The following is a 21,738-nucleotide window of genomic DNA, read 5'->3' as shown; positions in this document are numbered from 1 at the left end:
GCGGAAAGCGCAGTGTATTTCCGGAGCGGGGATAAATCACCAATCATCCTTTGTTATGTCGCAGTTTCCATCTACTGTAAAGATTAAAAAAGCAATACCGTACGATAGGAGCAGCGGAGTTTCTCAATATCTTGGCAATTAGCTTATTAGGATTGTTGAAGCCGCAATTAAAAGAAGAAATTCTCTATGGAGTCAGTTCATCAGCCAATAGTAAAAAACATAGAAGGGATGAAGAAAATGAGGAAAACCGTTATCGTTTCTGGAGCAAGAACCCCATTTGGCAAGTTCGGCGGAGGTTTAAAAGCACTCACGGCTGCACAGCTTGGCGGAATAGCGATTAAAGAAGCAATGATTCGTGCGGGGATGGATGGTATTGAGGTGGATGAGGTTATTATGGGAACGGTTCTGCAGGGCGGCCAGGGGCAAATTCCTTCCAGACAGGCAGCCCGTGAAGCCGGTTTGCCATGGGAAGTAAAGACGGAAACAATCAATAAAGTCTGTGCCTCCGGTTTGCGCAGCGTAACGCTTGCCGATCAGCTGATTCGTCTAGGGGATGAAGATACCATCATCGCTGGCGGAATGGAAAGCATGAGTAATGCACCCTATTTTCTGCCGGATACCCGCTGGGGAAGCAGGATGGGCGATAAGCAGGTCGTCGATATGATGGTTCATGACGGTCTAACCTGCACATTTACTGGCGTTCATATGGGCAATTACGGCAACTCTACAGCGGAAGCATTCAAACTAACACGCCAGTCGCAGGATGAATGGTCCTACCGCAGCCATCAGCGGGCAGCAAAAGCGATTGAAGAGGGCAAGTTTGCAGAAGAACTTACAGCAGTGGAAGTGCCGGTGCGTAAAGGCAAGCCAATCATTATCGACACCGATGAAGCACCACGAAAAGATACGACTATAGAGAAACTAGCCGCCCTGCCTTCTGCCTTTGGCCATAGTGGCACAATCACTGCAGGAAATGCCCCAGGGGTCAATGATGGGGCATGTGCCTTTGTTGTGATGGCAGATGAGAAGGCGGCTGAACTTGGCAAAGAGCCAATGGCAACCATTCTTGGTCATGCAGAAATAGCCGTAGAAGCAAGGGATTTTCCGCAGACTCCAGGTCTGGTCATTAATAAGCTTCTCGAAAAAACAGGGTATTCCAAAGAAGCGATTGATTTATTTGAGATCAATGAAGCATTTGCTGCCGTTTCCCTCGTAAGCGGTGAGATAGCTGGAATCGACTCTGAAAAGGTGAATGTCAATGGGGGCGCTGTTGCATTGGGACACCCTATCGGTGCTAGTGGGGCCCGTATTATTTTAACCTTAATCCATGAACTGAAGCGGCGTGGCGTTGGGCTTGGAATTGCTGCGATTTGCAGTGGCGGCGGCCAGGGAGATGCCATATTGATTGAAGTGCCTAAGAGATAATCAAGTAAAGGAGTGTCTAAAGCGAATGACAATTAAAACAGTGATGGTAGTAGGAGCGGGACAAATGGGATCAGGAATTGCCCGGGTTTGTGCACAATCGGGATTTGATGTATTGCTGAACGACATGAATGAAGCAGCTTTGCAAAAAGGCCTCTCCTCAATGGAGAAGCTGCTTAGCCGAAATGTGGAAAAAGGAAAATTGGCAGAAGAAGATAAAACTGCAGCATTGGAGCGGCTGACACTATCAAGCGATTTGAAGGACGCCAGGACATGTGATCTTGTAATTGAAGCAGTGGTGGAGAATATGGATGTGAAAGCCAATGTATTCAGTGAACTGGATCGTTATGCTCCGGCACATGCAATCCTTGCTTCTAATACTTCTTCACTGCCAATAACCGAGATAGCCGCAGTAACAAATCGGTCAGAACAAGTTATCGGCATGCATTTTATGAATCCGGTTCCAATCATGAAGCTTGTGGAAATCATCCGTGGATTGCAGACAAGTGATGAGACGTATGAATCTATTAAATCCATGACAAACCAATTACATAAATCTCCGGTAGAAGTGAAGGATTTTCCAGGGTTTGTCTCCAACCGTGTGCTCATGCCAATGATCAACGAAGCGATTTACACAGTCTACGAAGGTGTTGCCTCTCCAGAAGACGTGGATCGGGTCATGAAACTGGGAATGAACCATCCGATGGGACCAATTACGTTAGCAGATTTTATTGGACTGGATACATGCTTGTATATTATGGAAGTCCTCCACGAAGGTTTTGGGGACAGTAAATACCGACCATGCCCACTACTTAGGCAGTATGTGAAGGCAGGCTGGCTCGGCAAGAAATCAGGCAGGGGTTTCTATCAATACAACTGAGTTATTCCAACCTAAAGTGAGGTGCATGCAGATGGCAATGAATTTTACGGAAGAACAGAACATGCTTCGAAAAATGGTGCGGGACTTTGCGCATAATGAGGTCGAAGCAGCAATCGAGCGAATGGAAAAAGAAGATCGCTTCCCGATTGAATTGGTTAGCAGAATGGGAGAATTAGGTCTGATGGGTATACCGATTCCTGAACAATATGGAGGTGCTGGAATGGATTTTATATCTTACATCAGCACCATTCATGAGCTTTCAAAGGTGAGTGCAGCAGTCGGGGTAATTTTATCAGTCCATACCTCAGTCGGTACTAATCCCATTTTGTATGCCGGCAATGAGGAGCAAAAAAACCGGTTCCTTCCAAAGCTTGCCAGTGGTGAATTTCTAGGTGCCTTTGCCCTGACAGAACCGTCTGCGGGATCGGATGCAGGAAGTCTAAAGACAACTGCCAAAAAAGCTGGCGACACCTACATCTTAAATGGATCGAAGGCTTTCATAACAAATGGATCAGCAGCAGACACCTATATCACCTTTGCCCGTACAGGGGAAGGTGGCAAGGATATCAGTGCCTTCATTGTGGAAAAGGACTCATCTGGACTTATTATCGGAAAGAAGGAAAAAAAGATGGGGCTTCATGGATCAAGTACTGTCCAGCTTACTTTTGATCAATGTGCGGTACCGAAAGAAAACCTGCTTGGCGAAGAGGGGAAAGGCTTCCAAATTGCCATGGACAATCTAAACATTGGCAGAATCGGAATCGCAGCTCAGGCACTTGGAATTGCGGAAGCAGCGCTGGAGCTTGCTGTTGCATATGCCAAGGAAAGGAAACAGTTCGGCAAACCGATTGCGAACAACCAAGGGATATCCTTTAAGCTGGCAGACATGGCGACAGCGGTTGAATCGGCAAAACTATTAACCTATCATGCTGCGGAACTCATACAAAAGGGAATCTCCTGCGGCAAGGAAACATCCATGGCAAAAATGATGGCGTCCAAAACGGCAATGAATAATGCCATTGAGGCTATTCAGATCTTTGGCGGATATGGATATACCGAGGAATATTCGGCAGAGCGTCTGTTTCGGGATGCAAAAGTTACAGAAATTTATGAAGGAACAAATGAAATCCAGCATATCGTAATCGCTAAGCATCTATTAAATGATTAAGGGGAGAACCGAGATGAATTTTCAATTGAGTGAAGAACAGGAAATGCTGCGGAAGATGGTCCGTGATTTTGCTGAGAAGGAAGTGAAGCCAACTGCCGCAGAACGGGATGAGGAAGAACGATTTGATAGGGACATTTTTGATAAAATGGCTGGCCTTGGATTAACTGGAATTCCGTGGCCTGAGCAATATGGCGGAATTGATGCCGACTTTGTCAGCTACGTGATTGCCGTTGAAGAACTATCCAGAGTATGTGCCTCAACCGGTGTAACCTTGTCTGCACACTTGTCACTCGCAAGCTGGCCAATCTATAAATATGGCAACGAAGAGCAAAAGAAAACCTTTCTGAGCCGCCTGGCAACAGGAGACGCATTGGGAGCATATGCCTTATCAGAACCAGGTGCAGGGAGTGATGTCGTTTCGATGAAAACAACTGCCAAGGAAGACGGGGATCACTTTGTGCTAAATGGCAATAAGGTGTGGATTACCAATGGCGGTGTCGCAGATATCTACATCGTATTTGCCAAAACGGATGCAGATGCAAAACATAAAGGTATCAGCGCATTCATTGTAGAGAGCGGAACGGACGGTTTTTCATTCGGTAAAAAGGAAAAGAAACTCGGGATCCGCTCCTCGCCTACGACTGAATTAATCTTTGAAAACTGCCGCATTCCAAAAGAAAACCTGCTGGGTGCCGAAGGGGAAGGATTCAAGATTGCCATGACGACCCTAGATGGTGGCAGGAATGGAATCGCAGCCCAGGCACTCGGAATCGCCCAAGGAGCCCTCGACGCTGCAGTAGAATATGCAAAAGGAAGGGAACAATTCGGCAAACCTATCGCAAATAATCAAGGGATTTCTTTTAAACTCGCCGATATGGCAACGGAAATAGAAGCCGCACGTCTGCTCACCTATCAGGCCGCATGGCTAGAATCACAAGGTCTCCCATATGGAAAAGCATCCGCAATGTCCAAATTATTTGCAGGCGATGCTGCAATGCGTACAACGGTGGAGGCAGTTCAAATATTTGGCGGATACGGCTATACAAAGGATTACCCAGTCGAACGCTACATGCGGGATGCCAAAATCACTCAGATTTATGAAGGAACAAATGAAATCCAACGCCTCGTCATCGGAAGAATGCTGACAAAATAAAGCGAGGAAACGGCTCGTACCACGAGAGACTGAAGGAAAGCGCGGAAAAACCAGGAAAGCGCGGAATAATCTCGAGAAGCGCGGAAAAACCCAGGAAAGCGCGGAAATATCGCCAGAATCGCGGAAAAAACCAGGAAAGCGCGGAAATATCGTCAGAAGCGCGGAAAAACCCGGGAAAGCGCGGAATAATCTCAAGAAGCGCGGAAAAAACCAGAAAAGCGCGGAAATATCGCCAGAAGCGCGGAAAAACCCGGGAAAGCGCGGAATAATCTCAAGAAGCGCGGAAAAACCCAGGAAAGCGCGGAAATATCGCCAGAAGCGCGGAAAAACCCAGGAAAGCGCGGAATAATCTCGAGAAGCGCGGAAAAACCAGGAAAACCGCGGAATCCCCGCCCGCCCCGCGTGCAAACAGCACCCCGCCCCGCGCTCCCTCCCCCGCCCGGCATTACCTCACCCGCGTGCCAACCGTGCCCGGCCATCTTACCAACAATCGGCCCGGACACTCATATCAAAAAAGAAAGGAAGTAACCGCATGCATGAACTCGTGGAACGGATGAGGAAGAAGGATATACGTGCACTGGCAAGGGCGATTACCATGGTGGAAAATGATCACCCTGAGAAGTTACCGTTGTTAAGCGATGTATTTTCACTGGGAAAACACGCTATTTATGTTGGGCTAACGGGTTCGCCTGGTGCGGGAAAAAGTTCGCTTGTTAACCAGTTAATTACACATACCCGAAAAGAGGGAATGACTGTAGCTGTTATTGCAGTGGATCCTACCAGTCCGTTCAGCGGTGGGGCATTGCTTGGTGATCGTATCCGCATGAATCAGCATTTTACGGATGATGGAGTTTTCATCCGCAGTATGGCAACGCGTGGAAGTTTGGGCGGTCTTTCGCGTGCGACCAAGGATGCTATCCGGATATGTGATGCGTACGGATTTGATGTAATCATTGTTGAAACGGTGGGGGTTGGTCAATCCGAGCTTGATATTATGAAAGTGGTTGATACAACGGCTGTTGTGCTGACACCAAACAGTGGAGATGTTCTCCAGATTTTCAAAGCAGGTATTATGGAAATCGCCAATCTGTTTGTCATCAACAAGGCAGACCTTCAAGGTGTTGAAAAGCTCAAGGCACTGCTGCGCGAGCTTGTGATGATGTCGGCAACTGAAGAGCATATCATACCAATTGTAAAGACAATAACCACTGAAAAAAAGGGAATCGATGAGCTCTGGGAGAAGATTAAGGAACATCATGATTATTTGTATAGAACTAGATCTGGTGAGAGGCGACGCAGGGAGCAGCTGGAGCTGGAGGTCTATGAATTAATCCGAGAAGAAATTTGGCGCGACGTTATAGCTTTCCTTAAAGAAAAGGACGATCTACCGCTGATTGAAGCCAGCTCCGACCCATATCGGCTGGCCATTAAATTGCTTGCAGAATGGAAAAAGGAAGGGGGGAATAGCTGAATGAAAGATGAGAAAATCCTTTCATCGGTAAAAGATCAGGAGCTTGTAAAAAAGCGGAGGGATCAAATTATTAAAGGTGCGATTAAGCTATTTAAGGAAAAGGGATTTCACCGAACGACTACCCGTGAAATAGCAAAGGAATCTGGTTTCAGTATTGGTACGTTATATGAATATATCCGCACAAAAGAAGATGTGCTATTCCTTGTGTGTGACTCCATCTATGAACAGGTTCGCGAGCGGATTGAATTGGCAGTAGATCTGGAAAACCCGACCATTCCTAATATGAAGAAGGGGATACGGTCCTTTTTCTATCTAATGGATGACATGCAGGATGAAATCGTAATCCTCTACCAGGAAGTTAAATCCTTGAAAAAGGAATCGAGGGATTATGTTCTGCAAAAAGAACGGGATATGGTCAGGCTTATTGAGAAGGTCATCACAGCCTCTATTAACGCTAAACTTTCGGTCGGGCAGGTTGCACTGCTTGCCAATAACATCGTAGTGGAGGGGCATATGTGGGGATTCCGCAGATGGATTCTTCAAAAACGATTTTCATTGGATGAATATATTGATATGCAATTGAATCTGATTAATAACTCAATTAAATAGAAAAGATCAAACAGGGAGGTTGATTTGATGGAAAAGTCTGAGGTAAACACACCGGTAAATCCTGTCCGTTTTGTAACCGCTTCAAGTTTATTCGATGGGCATGATGCATCAATCAATATCATGAGACGGATTCTGCAGGCAAGTGGCGCAGAAGTCATTCACTTAGGACATAACAGATCAGTTGAAGAGGTTGTTCACGCGGCGATTGAGGAGGACGCTCAAGGTATAGCAATATCATCCTACCAAGGCGGCCACGTGGAATATTTTAAATATATGGTGGATCTGCTGAAAGAGCTTGAAGCAAGTCATATCAAGGTGTTTGGAGGTGGAGGTGGAACTATCATTCCTCGTGAGATTAAGGAACTTCATGATTATGGAGTTGCATGGATCTTTTCGCCCGAAGATGGGCGCAAATATGGATTGCAAGGCATGATTAATCGGATGCTCCAACAATGCGATTATTTACCCTCGGTTGATTATAACCGTGAGTTGGAAAGGCTAAAACAGGGTGACAGAAATGCCATTGCAAAATTTATCACCTATGCAGAGTCCAACCAATTGGAAGCTGAGCAAAAGCAGGAATTTCGTCAGATATTAAGAGAGATAGGCAATAGGGAAACACCGGTGCTAGGTATAACAGGTACTGGCGGTGCTGGAAAAAGCTCTCTTACAGATGAATTGATTCGGCGGTTTTTGAATGAGGTCGAGGATAAGAAGCTGGCCATTATTTCGATTGATCCAACGAAAAAGAAAACCGGCGGCGCTTTGCTTGGAGACAGGATACGAATGAATGCAATTTTCACGGACAGGGTATACATGCGTTCCTTAGCGACAAGAGACTCAAGAACGGAACTTTCCAATGCTATACAGGATGTTATAGATGTTGTGCGCGCATCCGGATTTGACTTTATTATCGTGGAGACAAGTGGTATCGGGCAGGGAGATGCGGCAATCACAGAAATAAGCGATCTGTCCATGTATGTGATGACAGCGGAATTTGGGGCACCGACACAGCTCGAGAAGATAGACATGATCGATTATGCTGATTTCATTGTTATCAATAAATATGAACAAAAAGGCTCCGAGGATGCATTGAATCAAGTAAGAAAACAATATGAACGGAGTCATATGCTCTTTCAGCGGGATAAACAGACGTTTCCTGTATTTGGAACAATCGCAAGCCAATTTAATGATGCAGGTACAAATGCTTTATTTGCAGCATTAATCGATACATTGAATGAAAAATACAGCTGGGATGAGAAAATAGGCTTTGACAGACATGTTATTTCCGAAAAACAGAACAGTATCATAACGAATGAGCGAAGACACTACCTGAGGGAAATATCTTCTTATATACGGAATTACCACCAACGGATCGAAAAACAAAGTGATATTGCAAGAAAGCTCTATCAGCTGGATGGTGCAAAGCTGCTGCTGGAGGACAAAGCTGTAATTGATAGAATTGATCAAACGTTTGATCAACTCCAAGAGCAACTGGACCCACAAGCAAAAAGGCTGCTGGATTCCTGGGGAACGCTGGAGGAAAGCTATAGTGGGGACACACTGACATTTATGGTGAGAGATAAAGAAATCCCCATGGATATTACTAGTGAAACCTTGTCAGGACTTAAGATTCCGAAAGTGGCGTTCCCGAAATATATCGATTGGGGAGAACGGCTGAAATGGTTGTTAAAAGAAAATGTCCCAGGCTCCTTTCCGTTTACTGCTGGAGTCTTCCCGTTTAAGCGTAAGGGAGAAGATCCAACACGGCAATTTGCTGGAGAAGGTACACCTGAACGGACAAACCGCCGATTTCATTATTTATCGAAAAATGATGATGCGAAGCGGCTTTCCACTGCATTTGACTCCGTAACATTATATGGAGAAGACCCCGCCGAGCGCCCTGATATTTACGGTAAAATTGGTGAAAGTGGTGTCAATATCTGTACATTGGAGGACATGAAGAAGCTATATGCCGGTTTTGATCTGACAAATCCGCTCACCTCTGTTTCTATGACAATCAATGGACCTGCCCCGATTATTTTGGCGATGTATTTTAATACCGCCATTGATCAGCAGGTGGACAGATTTAAAGAGGAAAACAAACGGAATCCAAATGAACAGGAATACAGCAAATTAAAGGATGAGACAATATCGATTATCCGCGGCACGGTCCAGGCTGATATTTTAAAAGAGGATCAAGGTCAGAACACCTGTATCTTCTCGACAGAATTTGCTTTGCGCATGATGGGGGATATCCAGGAATATTTTATTGATAAAAATGTACGCAATTATTATTCTGTCTCCATTTCCGGATATCATATCGCTGAAGCAGGGGCAAATCCGATTACACAGCTTGCATTCACGCTCGCTAATGGGTTTACGTATGTGGAATATTATTTGAGCAGAGGGATGGATATAAATAAATTCGCCCGGAATCTTTCCTTCTTCTTTTCCAATGGTCTCGATCCGGAGTATACTGTCATCGGTCGTGTAGCCCGCCGGATCTGGTCCATTACAATGCGTGATAAGTATGGGGCAGATGAACGGAGTCAGAAATTGAAATACCATATTCAGACATCCGGCCGTTCCCTGCACGCTCAGGAAATAGATTTTAATGATATCCGAACAACACTGCAAGCCCTATTGGCTATCCAGGATAATACCAATTCATTGCACACAAATGCTTACGATGAGGCAATTACAACGCCGACAGAGGAGTCAGTAAGACGTGCCATGGCCATCCAAATGATCATCAATAGGGAATTTGGTCTGACGAAAAATGAAAACTCCCTGCAAGGTTCGTTCATTGTTGATGAACTGACAGATCTTGTGGAAGAAGCGGTCTTGCAGGAATTTGAAAAAATAAATGACCGCGGCGGGGTGCTTGGTGCAATGGAGCGCCAATACCAGCGCGGAAAAATCCAGGAAGAGTCTATGTATTATGAAGGAAAGAAACATTCAGGTGAACTTCCGATCATCGGCGTGAACACCTATCTGAATCCGAATCCGCCATCCGATGAAAAGATGAATGAGATGGAGCTGGCACGGGCATCCAAGGAAGAAAAAGATCATCAAATACAACAATTGCGGGCATTTCAGGATATCCATCAAGACGAAGTTGAAGAAGCATTAACACGCCTAAAAGAAGTGGCAGCAGCCGGAGGAAACATCTTTGAAGAGCTTCTGGAAACCGTCAAAACAGCAAGCCTAGGCCAAATCACCACAGCCCTCTACCAAGTAGGCGGCCAATACAGAAGGAATATGTAGATAGAAAAGTGTAGCGGGCTTGATCAGAGACGCAGGGCATAAGCAGAAGACCGCAGAGCGCAAGGGTTAAGCGCTCGGAGAGTCTAATGCTTATGGCTGTAGTCTCTAGCCCACGCGAAGCTAGCCATAACCCAAAAGCGTTGTAGCAGACTGGACCGCAGGAGATAAAGGAAACACAAAGAGCGAAGCGATTTGCTGTTGACTTATCGAACGGAGGTCCGGGAAGTCCACAAGCCCCTGGTCGCTGAAACTAGCCAAAAGAAAAGTGTAGCGGGCTCGTTCAGAGACGCAGGGCATAAGCAGAAGACCGCAGAGCGCAAGGGCTTGTCGCGCGGAGAGTCTAATGCTTATGACCGTAGTCTCTAGCCCACGCGAAACTAATTAGAATAGAAGCACCATCGACATTTACGATTCAAGCTAAATTGACTAAAGCTAGAAAAGTTATGAAAAAATGTAATTCTTAACTTTTCTAGCTTTAATTCTGGCATGTTGCATATATAATTGTTTATAATGTAAGATATGTTTATTGCAATTGAAAAATGGTATAGTTAATTTAGTATGTTGTGCGACATTAATATGATAAATCGGGCTCAAAAAGCCTTCAATATTTTAGTAAAGGGAGTGCATGGCCGTGAGCTTGGATAATTTTAGCCACGAAGAATTAAAAAATATGGCAATGATTGAATTGGCAAGTCATATCTTATTCGATGAAAAGAAAGCAATTAACTACAAAGAAATCTATGATAAAATTTCGGAAATCAAAGGTTTTACAGCAAAAGAAAAGAAGGAAAATATCTCTCAGTTTTATACAGATATGAATGTTGACGGTCGCTTCATTACACTTGGTTCTGGAATGTGGGGCCTTAAGCGCTGGTATCCTGTAGAACAAGCAGAAGAGGAAATCCATGCTGAACCGAAAAAGAAGAAAAAAGCGAAGAAGAAAAAGGCAGTTGTTCCAGATGATGAGGAAGTTGAAGAGCTGGATATCGTTGATGATGATATTGATGATGTAGTGGATGGCTTCGATGATTTGGATGACGATGATGACGAAGATTTTGACGATGACTTCGATGATGACGATGATGATCTCGATAAGGACATGGAAGAGAAAATCGATGAAGATATTGATAAAGATATCGCTGAAGATGTCGAGGATAACAAGTAATACATTTTGTCAAAAAGATGTTAAGGGTTGCTTGACTTTTTAGAGGAGTATGAGTACAATTTTTATTGGGCTCTTTGAATTTAAAAAACAAAGCGTTTCCCCAGGTAATATGGGGAAACGCTTTTCTTATTTTATTTTCAATTTAAGCAATAATAATCAATACAATGTATAGGTGCAAAAAGAAGAAATAGATGGCTTTAGAACATCAAGACAAGGATAGAAAGAAGGATGAACAGTGACCAAATATATATTTGTAACAGGTGGAGTTGTTTCTTCATTGGGAAAAGGAATAACCGCTGCTTCGCTTGGGCGTTTATTGAAAAACCGTGGATTGAAAGTGACGATTCAAAAGTTTGACCCATATATTAATGTGGACCCTGGAACCATGAGTCCATACCAGCACGGAGAGGTTTTTGTTACACAGGATGGCGCAGAGACTGACCTTGATTTGGGACATTATGAGCGCTTCATCGATATCAATTTGAATAAATTCAGTAATATTACAACAGGGAAAGTATATTCCAGTGTCATTAGAAAAGAGCGCCGCGGAGACTATCTAGGTGGAACTGTACAGGTAATTCCGCATATCACAAATGAAATTAAGGAGCAGGTTCTCCGCGCGGGTGAAGCAACTGAGGCTGATGTTGTCATTACAGAAATCGGCGGTACGGTTGGAGACATCGAATCCCTTCCATTCCTTGAAGCAATTCGCCAAATTAAGAGCGATGTAGGCCGTGACAGTGTTATGTACGTACACTGCACACTCGTACCATATATTAAAGTCGCTGGTGAAATGAAAACCAAGCCTACCCAGCATAGTGTGAAGGAATTACGCTCATTGGGTATCCAGCCGGATGTAATTGTATTGCGTACAGAATTGCCAATCAGTAAAGAAATGAAGGAAAAAATAGCCTTATTCTGCGATATCAACGAAAAGGCAGTAATCGAGATGCGCGATGCTGACACACTTTATCAGGTTCCTATCGCTCTTCAGGAGCAAAACCTCGATCAGTTGACCTGTGATCACTTTGGTCTGGATTGCGGAGCAGCCGATATGAAAGAATGGAAGAAACTGGTCTCTAAAGTCAGAAACCTAAGCCGTAAAATCGATATTGGTCTTGTGGGTAAGTATGTCGAACTTCCTGATGCCTATCTTTCTGTTGTAGAATCCTTAAAGCATGCAGGATACGACTTTGATGCTGACATTAATGTGCATTGGATCAATTCGGAACAGCTGGATAAAAATGCTATTGAATTAGAGCTATCAAGTGTAGATGGAATCATTGTTCCTGGTGGATTCGGCGATCGTGGCATCGATGGCAAGATTGAGGCAATACGTTATGCACGCGAAAATAATATTCCATTCTTTGGAATTTGTCTTGGTATGCAATTGGCATCTGTTGAGTTTGCCCGCAATGTGGTTGGGCTTGAAGGTGCACATTCAGCAGAGATTGACCCGAATACACCGTATCCAATCATTGACCTGCTTCCAGAGCAGAAAGATATTGAAGACCTTGGAGGTACGTTAAGGCTCGGTTCCTATCCTTGTAAATTAATCGATGGGACGAAAACAAAAGCAGCATACGATGGAGCGGACATTATTGAAGAACGTCACCGTCATCGTTATGAATTCAATAATGATTACCGTGAGCAAATGGCAGAGAAGGGCTTTATCTTCTCTGGTACAAGCCCGGATGGCAGATTGGTGGAAACCATTGAAATAGAAAACCACCCATGGTTTGTCGCCTGCCAATTCCATCCAGAATTCACATCACGTCCTACTAGAGCACAGAGTCTATTCAAAGGATTTATTGGCGCATCTGTAGAACAGAACAACAAAAATAAATAATCTAAAAAATACCACGCTATTTTATAAACGGCGTGGTATTTTTATATTTTTCGACAAAATTCGGGAAGTGACAGGCACCCATTTGGAAATAATTTGAAACTATGCAGGATTATAGAGGTTCTTATAGAAATACTAAGAGGGGCATATACATTATTGAGGGGACGTAATACATATGCAAAAAGAGATATTGGTTGTCGATGATCAGGCAGGGATTCGTTTGCTTTTAAATGATATTTTGGACAGTGAAGGCTACAGCGTATCTTTGGCAAGTACGGGGAAAGAAGCAATAGATAGGCTTCAGAAGGACTCTTATGACTTAATTATTTTGGATTATAAGCTGCCGATCATTGACGGGAAAGAAGTACTGAACATATTAGAAAAAGAAAAAAATGAAATTCCTGTAATAGTTATGAGTGGGATGACAGAAAATATCATTACAGAAATAGAAAAAATCAAAATGGTAAAGAAAATTATCGCAAAGCCTTTTAATATAAAGGATTTTTGCATACAGGTTGGAGAAATATTGCTGTGACAGGGGAGCTGTCAACCCTTAGTTGTTGCGCCAATCAGTCGTAGTTGGTATTCTTATATTGTGTGGAACTAGTTAAAGAAATCAGTTTCAATAAAAGCAATGAGGAGGATTTTGTAATGCCATTAGTATCAATGAAAGACATGCTAGAAAAAGGAAAAGATAATGGTTATGCAGTAGGTCAATTCAATATTAACAACTTGGAATATATCCAAGCTATCCTGCAGGCAGCAGAAGAAGAAAAGTCACCAGTAATCCTTGGTGTTTCTGAAGGTGCAGGAAAATATATGGGTGGTTTTAACGTTGTAGTAGCAATGGTTCAGTCATTAATGGAATCATATGGTACAACTGTGCCAGTAGCTATTCACTTAGACCATGGTTCAAGCTTTGAAAAATGTGCCCAAGCTATTCATGCAGGTTTCACTTCTGTCATGATTGATGCTTCACATTCTACAATAGAAGAAAATGTTGCTTTAACCAGCAAAGTAGTTGAGCTTGCTCACATTCATGGCGTATCCGTTGAAGCCGAAGTTGGTACTGTAGGCGGAGATGAAGATGGCGTAATCGGCGGTATCATGTATGCTGATCCGAACGAATGTAAAAAGCTTGTTTCAGAAGCAGGCATTGACTGTCTTGCACCAGCTTTAGGTTCCGTTCATGGAGAGTACCAAGGCGAACCAAACCTTGGATTTGCAGAGATGGAAGAAATCCTGGATCTTGTACAAGTTCCTCTTGTATTGCATGGCGGTACTGGAATCCCGACAAAAGACATTAAAAAAGCTATTTCACTTGGAACAGCTAAGATTAATGTAAATACAGAAAATCAACTTGCTCAAGTAAAAGCAGTTCGCGAAACATTGAATGCTAAGCCAAAACTTTATGATCCACGTAAATATTTAGGACCTGGTACAGAAGCAATTAAAGAGACTGTTAAAGGTAAAATGCGCGAATTCGGTTCATCTCAACAAGCTTAATAAAGCAAATACCGCAAGATTCGACTAAAGCTGGCCCGCCCCGCGCCAAATTGGCATGGTTCACATCAAAGCCTTAGGAATCTGTAATTGGCAGATAAAGAGAGCGCATTTTTGGGGTCTTATTTGATGCTGATCAATCCATAGGGAAAACAGAAAAGTCAGCGGGCCTGAATGGAGCTTGCCGATAAAAACGGGGTAACCTTTCTTAAATAAAGCCGTATTGCTATATTAGCGTACTGCTGCATAGTAACTGGAAATGTAACTAGATATATGTATATGGACAAGCTGTTCCTTTTGGTTCAGCTTTTACGTCCATATAGAAATCCAAACAGGGGAAAGTGAAGGTGAACGTTGATGAAGTTTTTTATCGATACTGCAAACATTGAAGAAATTCGTTCGGCAAATGAATTAGGTATCTTGGCCGGAGTAACTACAAACCCAAGTCTTGTTGCCAAAGAAGGGGTTTCTTTCCATGATCGCTTACATGAAATTACTGCTGAAGTAGCTGGTTCTGTCAGTGCAGAAGTTATTGCTGAAGATGCAGCAGGTATGATTGAAGAAGGTAAAGAACTTGCAGCAATTGCACCTAACATTACGGTTAAAGTACCAATGACCTTGGAAGGACTGAAGGCGGTAAAAGCATTCAGTGACCTTAATATCAAGACCAATGTGACCTTAATTTTCAATGCGAATCAGGCATTACTTGCAGCACGTGCAGGTGCAACCTACGTTTCGCCATTCCTTGGGCGTTTGGATGATATTGGCCAGGACGGAATGACATTAATTGCTACAATAGCAGAAATCTTTGATCGCCATAATATCAGCACAGAAATTATTGCTGCATCGATTCGTCATCCATTACATGTTACAGATGCTGCGGTAAACGGTGCACATATTGCAACAATCCCTTACAAAGTATTATCTTCTCTAGTAAAACATCCATTAACAGATCAAGGAATTGAGAGGTTCCTTGCAGATTGGAATAATCAAAAATAACCGCATGAAATGGTAAAAAATGCAAAAGCTAAATACAAAAGCATATATGACATATGCGCTGGACTGGAAGCTTGGAAAAACTAACAGAAAAGTACAGTATGACACATGACGCAGCCAGCCCCATTTTTGGAATTGGCATTGTGAACGTTCAAGTAAAGCTAATTGGTTATCACAGAAAAGGGTAATGTATGTTACTTAGTTTTTTTTATCAAAAATAATTACTGAAATGATGTGTGTTCAAATATTTTTTGGACAACCTCTCAGGAACGAGGTATCTAAATGCAGAAATTGTTAATTGAAGGTGGCCATGAACTAAATGGCGAAGTTCGAATCAGTGGAGCAAAGAACAGTGCTGTAGCCTTACTGCCGGCATCAATTTTGGCAGATTCAGCCGTTACCATTGAAGGACTTCCGGAAATATCCGATGTCGATACACTTGGTGATCTGCTAGAGGAAATTGGCGGGAGTGTATCTCGCGAAGGACAAAGAATGACCATCCACCCTGAAAAGATGGTAGCCATGCCATTGCCAAACGGAAAGGTGAAAAAGCTGCGTGCCTCTTATTACTTCATGGGCGCAATGCTAGGTAAGTTCAACAAAGCCGTTATTGGCCTCCCGGGAGGCTGCTACCTTGGCCCACGTCCTATCGATCAGCATATTAAAGGTTTTGAAGCACTTGGAGCCGAGGTTACAAATGAACAAGGCGCTATCTATCTGCGAGCAAAAGAGCTGAGAGGTGCCAGAATCTATTTGGACGTGGTCAGTGTTGGCGCGACCATTAATATCATGCTTGCTGCCGTAAAGGCAAAAGGTAAGACAGTGATTGAAAACGCAGCTAAAGAACCGGAAATTATCGACGTTGCCACATTGCTTACCAATATGGGAGCGAAAATTAAAGGCGTGGGAACAGATGTAATTCGTATTGAAGGTGTGCCAGCACTTCATGGGTGCAAACATACCATAATACCAGATCGAATTGAGGCTGGCACATATGCCATTGCAGCGGCTGCGCAAGGAAGGGAAGTTATTATTGATAATGTAATCTCCCAGCATATGGAATCTCTCATTGCAAAACTGCGTGAAATGAACGTTACGGTAGAGGAAAGCGATGAGCAGCTTTATATCGCCGCTAAAAAACCTCTAAAAAGTGTGGATGTCAAAACACTTGTCTATCCAGGGTTTCCGACAGATCTTCAGCAGCCATTTACTTCATTGCTGACAAAAGCGGCTGGTACTGGAGTGGTGACAGACACCATTTATTCAGCACGCCTAAAGCATATTGATGAATTAAGGAGAATGAATGCCGTCATCAAAGTGGAAGGCGGATCTGTCATTGTGTCAGGGCCTGTACAGCTGGAAGGTGCCAGAGTAAAAGCAACCGATCTGCGCGCGGGTGCAGCGCTTATCATTTCTGGATTAATGGCTAAAGGAATTACGGAAGTAACCGGGCTAGAACACATTGACCGGGGCTATGAAAAAATAACAGAGAAACTGACTAGCCTTGGTGCAAAAATCTGGCGCGAAGAAATGACAGAAAAAGAAATTATCCAATTTCAGAATTCATAACATGAAACGGAAGAGTCGGCCATTTTTAACAGACAGATATGCAAAGACATTTAAACAAGAATTGTCAGTTGCATATACTGGTAACTGTTTGGTGCCTTATACGGCTAACCATAGAATCCGACTGAACCGTCACTCTAGCAAGCCATCCGAAAAATATAGAGAACATGAATACCAGCTCTTAAAGGTATATTCTTTTGGGATGAGAATATTTTAAATGGGGAGATGGAGAACATGGAAAGAAGTTTATCGATGGAATTGGTACGTGTAACAGAGGCAGCGGCTTTAGAATCAGCGCGCTGGATGGGAAGAGGTGTCAAAGATGAGGCAGATGACGCAGCAACAACTGCCATGCGTTCTGTGTTTGACACCATTCCAATGCAAGGAACAGTTGTAATCGGAGAGGGCGAAATGGATGAAGCCCCTATGCTGTATATCGGTGAGAACCTTGGTACTGGCGACGGACCAGGGGTCGATGTAGCAGTGGATCCGCTGGAAGGAACCGAAATAGTTGCACAGGGTACCTGGAACGCACTTACTGTCATAGCGATTGCAGATAAAGGGACGCTTTTGCACGCTCCGGATATGTACATGGAAAAAATTGCTGTCGGCCCGGAAGCAGTAGGGATGATTGATATCAATGCCTCTGTATACGATAATTTAAAAGCAGTCGCAACAGCAAAAAATAAAAATATCGAGGACGTAGTTGCAACAGTACTTGACCGTCCGCGCCACGCGAAATTGATTGAGGAAATCCGCAGCTCCGGTGCAAGGATTAAGCTGATCCCCGCCGGTGATGTGGCAGCTGCAATCAATACAGCATTTGAAGACACTGGAGTCGATATTTTACTAGGTTCTGGAGGCGCTCCAGAAGGGGTTATCGCTGCAGCCGCCCTCAAATGCCTTGGAGGCGAGATTCAAGGGAAACTCCTGCCATCCAATGATGAAGAAATTGAGCGCTGTGAAAGAATGGGAATTATAGACTTGAATAAAGTATTTTATATGGATGATTTCTGCAGTGGTGATGATGCCATTTTTGCCGCTACAGGTGTGACCGATGGGGAATTGCTGAAAGGGGTTCAATTTAAGGGCTCCAAAGCGACTACACAGTCACTGGTCATGCGTGCCAAGAGCGGAACTGTCCGTTTCGTCGACGGGGAGCATAGCCTGCAGAAAAAACCGAATCTTGTCATAAAGTAATATGAAATTTTATAGGGAATAAAGGAAGCCAGCTAATTATTGGCTTCCTTTTTCTAGCATAATCCTATACTATGAAAATAATAGTTATGAAAATAATCCATTGGCAGGCAATAATACGTAGATTTTGTAAAAAATGATATTGAATATTACCTGTTAAAAGAGTAATATAATATATGTTTAATACAGGTATAATTTGGCTAATCTGTTTGTACGCATGAAATATGCCATTCATTAACAAAAAAAGAATCTTGATGAATGTACTTCTGTAAAAGCTTCTTTTAAACTCTGCATTTCTTCGAGGACTTCCTTCCTAAGAAGTGGATCTATCAAAAAATTGATAAAACAGCAAAAATTTGTACCATAACACGGAAACAAGCAGCCCGCACAGCATTTTTCCGTAGAAAATTAAATCTTTTCCAAGAAGATAAAGGAATAGGCGTGGTGATTGAGTGGACACATTAACAATCTCCAGTTTGGAGACAATGACATTAAAAGAAATATATGCTTTGGCCAGGGAATATAAAGTATCCTATTATGCAAAGCTGACCAAAAAAGAACTAATCTTTTCAATTTTAAAAGCACAGGCTGAGAAAGATGGTTTTCTGTTTATGGATGGAGTATTGGAGATTATCCCTTCTGAGGGCTTCGGTTTCCTGAGACCCATCAACTATTCTCCAAGTGCTGAAGACATATACATTTCCGCTTCCCAAATCCGCCGTTTTGATTTGCGAAATGGGGATAAAGTATCCGGCAAAGTTCGTCCTCCAAAAGAAAATGAACGCTACTACGGTTTACTGCATGTCGATGCCGTGAACGACGAGGACCCGGATTCATCCAAAGAGCGCGTGCATTTCCCGGCATTGACAGCTCTTTATCCAGATCGCGCCATTAAGCTGGAAACCGAACCCCATAAACTTTCTACAAGAATTATGGACCTGATGACACCAGTCGGATTTGGGCAGCGCGGACTTATTGTTGCACCTCCAAAGGCCGGTAAAACAATGCTTATTAAAGAAATAGCAAACAGCATTTCTGTCAACCATCCGGAAGCAAAGCTGATCATCCTGCTTGTTGACGAACGCCCGGAAGAAGTTACAGACATCGAGCGTTCCGTAGCACCTGATGTGGATGTTGTCAGTTCAACATTCGATGAGGTACCGGAGAGCCATATCAAGGTGTCCGAGCTTGTGCTGGAGCGCGCCATGCGTCTTGTGGAACATAAGCGCGATGTAATAGTGCTTATGGATAGTATTACACGTTTGGCACGTGCCTATAACCTGGTAATTCCACCGAGCGGCCGTACGCTTTCCGGTGGTATTGATCCTGCAGCATTCCACCGTCCAAAACGATTCTTCGGTGCAGCCCGAAATATTGAAGAAGGCGGAAGCTTTACGATTTTGGCAACTGCATTGGTTGAAACAGGATCGCGTATGGATGATGTTATTTACGAGGAATTTAAGGGTACGGGTAATATGGAACTCCATCTCGACCGCCAGCTGGCCGAGCGAAGAATCTTCCCTGCAATTGATATCCTGCGTTCAGGAACACGTAAAGAAGAGCTGCTCGTCGAAAAAGGCCACCTTGATAAGATGTGGACAATCCGCAAAACCATGCAGGATTCCCATGACTTCCTTGAACGCTTCCTGAAACGTTTGAAAGCATCAAAAAGCAACGAGAACTTCCTGCAGGCCATGGAAGATGAAATGAAGCGTAAAGGAATGACCAAATAAGAAGAGCCGTGAATGTTTGCCTGTGCAACGGGGAAAATAAGTTATCCCTATTGCATTCGCAACATCAGACTGGTATAATCTTTCTATGTGAGTTTAGATAAGGTGTAAGTCACCTATGACGGCTCTTACAATAACTCTGTTTCGAAATGACTCAGGGCAAAAAGGAGTGGAAGAACATGAAAAAGGATATTCATCCAGAGTACAGAAAAGTAGTTTTTCTTGATACTAGTTCAGATTACAAATTCTTGAGCGGATCAACACGCGGATCTAACGAAACAATCGAGTGGGAAGATGGCAACACATACCCATTGATCAAAGTTGAGATCAGCTCTGATTCACACCCATTCTACACAGGTAAACAAAAAGCAGACAAAGTCGGCGGCCGTGTAGACCGATTCAAGAAAAAATATAATATGAAATAAGAAGGCTAAACGCGATGATTTGAAGCGACAGCATAAGCACCACACAATAAAGGGCCAATAGCTGGCTCTTTCTTGTGAATCGTTTATGACCTCTGCTTTTAGGAGTCGACGCCGGACTATAAAAAAAGCTTGAGCGGCTGCGGTTGCCAGGCGGGCTGATTTTCAGCCCTATTAAGGACAGGCAAAATGTCTATATTTTGCCTGTTTTTTTACTTTAAAAATCCAAATTTGATATAAAAAAACATGTTAATCTTGTCGTAATTAGTGGTAAACTAATCACTGTACATAAAGATTAATTAACCGTGACGAGAGGGGTTCACAACATGTATGTAATGAAACAAAGCGGCTGGGTGGAAGTAATATGCGGGAGTATGTTCTCCGGTAAATCGGAGGAACTGATCCGCCGGGTACGCAGAGCAACCTATGCACATTTATCTGTGCGCGTATTTAAGCCGGCAATCGATGACCGCTACGAGGAAACAGCCGTCGTCTCTCACAACGGCACATCCACTATTGCCCGTCCAATAGATAAATCAATTGAAATCCTTGACCATATTGATAGCAATGTCGACATTGTCGGAATTGACGAAGTACAATTTTTTGATGAAAACGTCGTAGAAATCGCAGAAGAGCTAGCAAACAGAGGCATACGCGTAATCGCAGCGGGCCTTGATACAGATTTTCGCGGTGAGCCATTCGGCCCCGTACCTAAATTGATGTCTCTCAGCGAATCCGTAACAAAACTAAATGCCATTTGCCCGGTATGCGGCTCACCTGCAAGCCGTACCCAAAGACTCATCAACGGCAAACCCGCATCCTACGACGACCCGATCATCCTAGTTGGCGCATCCGAATCCTACGAACCAAGATGCCGCCATCATCACGATGTACCAAACAAACCGACCAGCAATAAGATTAACAACCTAATCAACGCTGTAAAATAGAGATAATAAACGAAACACCCTAGCATCATGCGCACCCCAGTCAGCTGACTTTGGAACGCACGAAACCAGGGTGCTTTTTTACGGGGAAAGAGAATGGAATCCGCGGAAAACTCAATTGGGCGCAGGAAAACCAATAGTTGGCGCGGAAAAAGCAGCGGGAGCGCGGAAATATCGTGGTTGGCGCGGAAAAAAACAGCGGGAGCGCGGAAATATCGTGGTTGGCGCGGAAAAAACAGCGGGAGCGCGGAAATATCGAAGAAAGCGCGGAAAAAACGTCAGAACCGCGGAAATATCGAAGAAAGCGCGGAAAAAACGTCAGAACCGCGGAAATATCGAAGAAAGCGCGGAAAAAATGGCAGGAGCGCGGAAATATCGGAGAAAGCGCGGAAAAAA

At 43.7% G+C, this 21,738-nt stretch carries 18 protein-coding genes; all 18 read left to right on the top strand.

Annotated features, from left to right (window positions below; genetic code table 11):
- The first annotated feature begins 237 nt into the window (after positions 1–237).
- Positions 238–1,425 (top strand): acetyl-CoA C-acetyltransferase, encoded by a 1,188-nt coding sequence (locus tag OMHG_RS03650; RefSeq protein ID WP_010648420.1) that lies wholly within the window; start codon positions 238–240, stop codon positions 1,423–1,425.
- A 25-nt stretch (positions 1,426–1,450) separates the two neighbouring features.
- A complete protein-coding gene (locus OMHG_RS03645; protein WP_010648418.1) occupies positions 1,451–2,302 on the top strand; it encodes a 3-hydroxybutyryl-CoA dehydrogenase in 852 nt (283 codons plus the stop codon).
- Positions 2,303–2,333: 31 nt separating this feature from the next.
- On the top strand, positions 2,334–3,470 hold the full coding sequence (locus tag OMHG_RS03640; protein WP_010648416.1) for an acyl-CoA dehydrogenase: 1,137 nt from the start codon (positions 2,334–2,336) through the stop codon (positions 3,468–3,470).
- A gap of 13 nt (positions 3,471–3,483) precedes the next feature.
- Complete coding sequence (locus tag OMHG_RS03635; RefSeq protein ID WP_010648414.1) at positions 3,484–4,623, top strand: acyl-CoA dehydrogenase; 1,140 nt, start codon at positions 3,484–3,486, stop codon at positions 4,621–4,623.
- Positions 4,624–5,155: 532 nt separating this feature from the next.
- Positions 5,156–6,094 carry a methylmalonyl Co-A mutase-associated GTPase MeaB gene (meaB, locus tag OMHG_RS03630; RefSeq protein ID WP_010648412.1) on the top strand — a complete coding sequence of 313 codons (939 nt, stop codon included), beginning with the start codon at positions 5,156–5,158 and terminating at the stop codon, positions 6,092–6,094.
- Positions 6,095–6,703, top strand: coding sequence for a TetR/AcrR family transcriptional regulator (locus OMHG_RS03625; protein WP_010648410.1), 609 nt, complete (start codon positions 6,095–6,097; stop codon positions 6,701–6,703).
- 27 nt (positions 6,704–6,730) lie between these two features.
- Positions 6,731–9,973 carry a fused isobutyryl-CoA mutase/GTPase IcmF gene (gene icmF / locus OMHG_RS03620; protein ID WP_010648408.1) on the top strand — a complete coding sequence of 1,081 codons (3,243 nt, stop codon included), beginning with the start codon at positions 6,731–6,733 and terminating at the stop codon, positions 9,971–9,973.
- A gap of 631 nt (positions 9,974–10,604) precedes the next feature.
- The gene (gene rpoE, locus OMHG_RS03615; protein ID WP_010648407.1) at positions 10,605–11,138 is read left to right on the top strand and encodes a DNA-directed RNA polymerase subunit delta; all 534 of its coding nucleotides are present in this window, start codon (positions 10,605–10,607) and stop codon (positions 11,136–11,138) included.
- Between the two features lie 235 nt (positions 11,139–11,373).
- Entirely contained in the window at positions 11,374–12,987 is a 1,614-nt protein-coding gene (locus OMHG_RS03610; protein ID WP_010648405.1) for a CTP synthase, read from the top strand.
- A gap of 172 nt (positions 12,988–13,159) precedes the next feature.
- Positions 13,160–13,519, top strand: a complete 360-nt coding sequence (locus OMHG_RS03605; protein ID WP_010648403.1) for a response regulator — start codon at positions 13,160–13,162, stop codon at positions 13,517–13,519.
- A 116-nt stretch (positions 13,520–13,635) separates the two neighbouring features.
- On the top strand, positions 13,636–14,490 hold the full coding sequence (fba, locus tag OMHG_RS03600) for a class II fructose-1,6-bisphosphate aldolase (protein ID WP_010648402.1): 855 nt from the start codon (positions 13,636–13,638) through the stop codon (positions 14,488–14,490).
- Between the two features lie 354 nt (positions 14,491–14,844).
- On the top strand, positions 14,845–15,486 hold the full coding sequence (gene fsa / locus OMHG_RS03595) for a fructose-6-phosphate aldolase (protein ID WP_010648401.1): 642 nt from the start codon (positions 14,845–14,847) through the stop codon (positions 15,484–15,486).
- 279 nt (positions 15,487–15,765) lie between these two features.
- On the top strand, positions 15,766–17,052 hold the full coding sequence (locus tag OMHG_RS03590; RefSeq protein ID WP_010648398.1) for a UDP-N-acetylglucosamine 1-carboxyvinyltransferase: 1,287 nt from the start codon (positions 15,766–15,768) through the stop codon (positions 17,050–17,052).
- Between the two features lie 231 nt (positions 17,053–17,283).
- Complete coding sequence (gene glpX / locus OMHG_RS03585; RefSeq protein WP_010648396.1) at positions 17,284–18,249, top strand: class II fructose-bisphosphatase; 966 nt, start codon at positions 17,284–17,286, stop codon at positions 18,247–18,249.
- Between the two features lie 449 nt (positions 18,250–18,698).
- The gene (gene rho, locus OMHG_RS03580; protein WP_010648394.1) at positions 18,699–19,979 is read left to right on the top strand and encodes a transcription termination factor Rho; all 1,281 of its coding nucleotides are present in this window, start codon (positions 18,699–18,701) and stop codon (positions 19,977–19,979) included.
- Between the two features lie 176 nt (positions 19,980–20,155).
- Positions 20,156–20,401, top strand: a complete 246-nt coding sequence (locus tag OMHG_RS03575) for a type B 50S ribosomal protein L31 (RefSeq protein ID WP_010648391.1) — start codon at positions 20,156–20,158, stop codon at positions 20,399–20,401.
- A 323-nt stretch (positions 20,402–20,724) separates the two neighbouring features.
- Complete coding sequence (locus OMHG_RS03570) at positions 20,725–21,345, top strand: thymidine kinase (RefSeq protein WP_010648390.1); 621 nt, start codon at positions 20,725–20,727, stop codon at positions 21,343–21,345.
- Between the two features lie 115 nt (positions 21,346–21,460).
- On the top strand, positions 21,461–21,738 hold a 278-nt coding region (locus OMHG_RS18955; protein ID WP_237566132.1), incomplete at its 3' end, for a hypothetical protein.

This window comes from Oceanobacillus massiliensis str. N'diop (genome assembly GCF_000285495.1).
In the GTDB taxonomy this organism is placed as follows: domain Bacteria; phylum Bacillota; class Bacilli; order Bacillales; family Amphibacillaceae; genus Oceanobacillus; species Oceanobacillus massiliensis.
The sequence above is the reverse complement of the archived record's forward strand: the minus strand, read 5'-3'. Positions and strand labels throughout refer to the sequence as shown.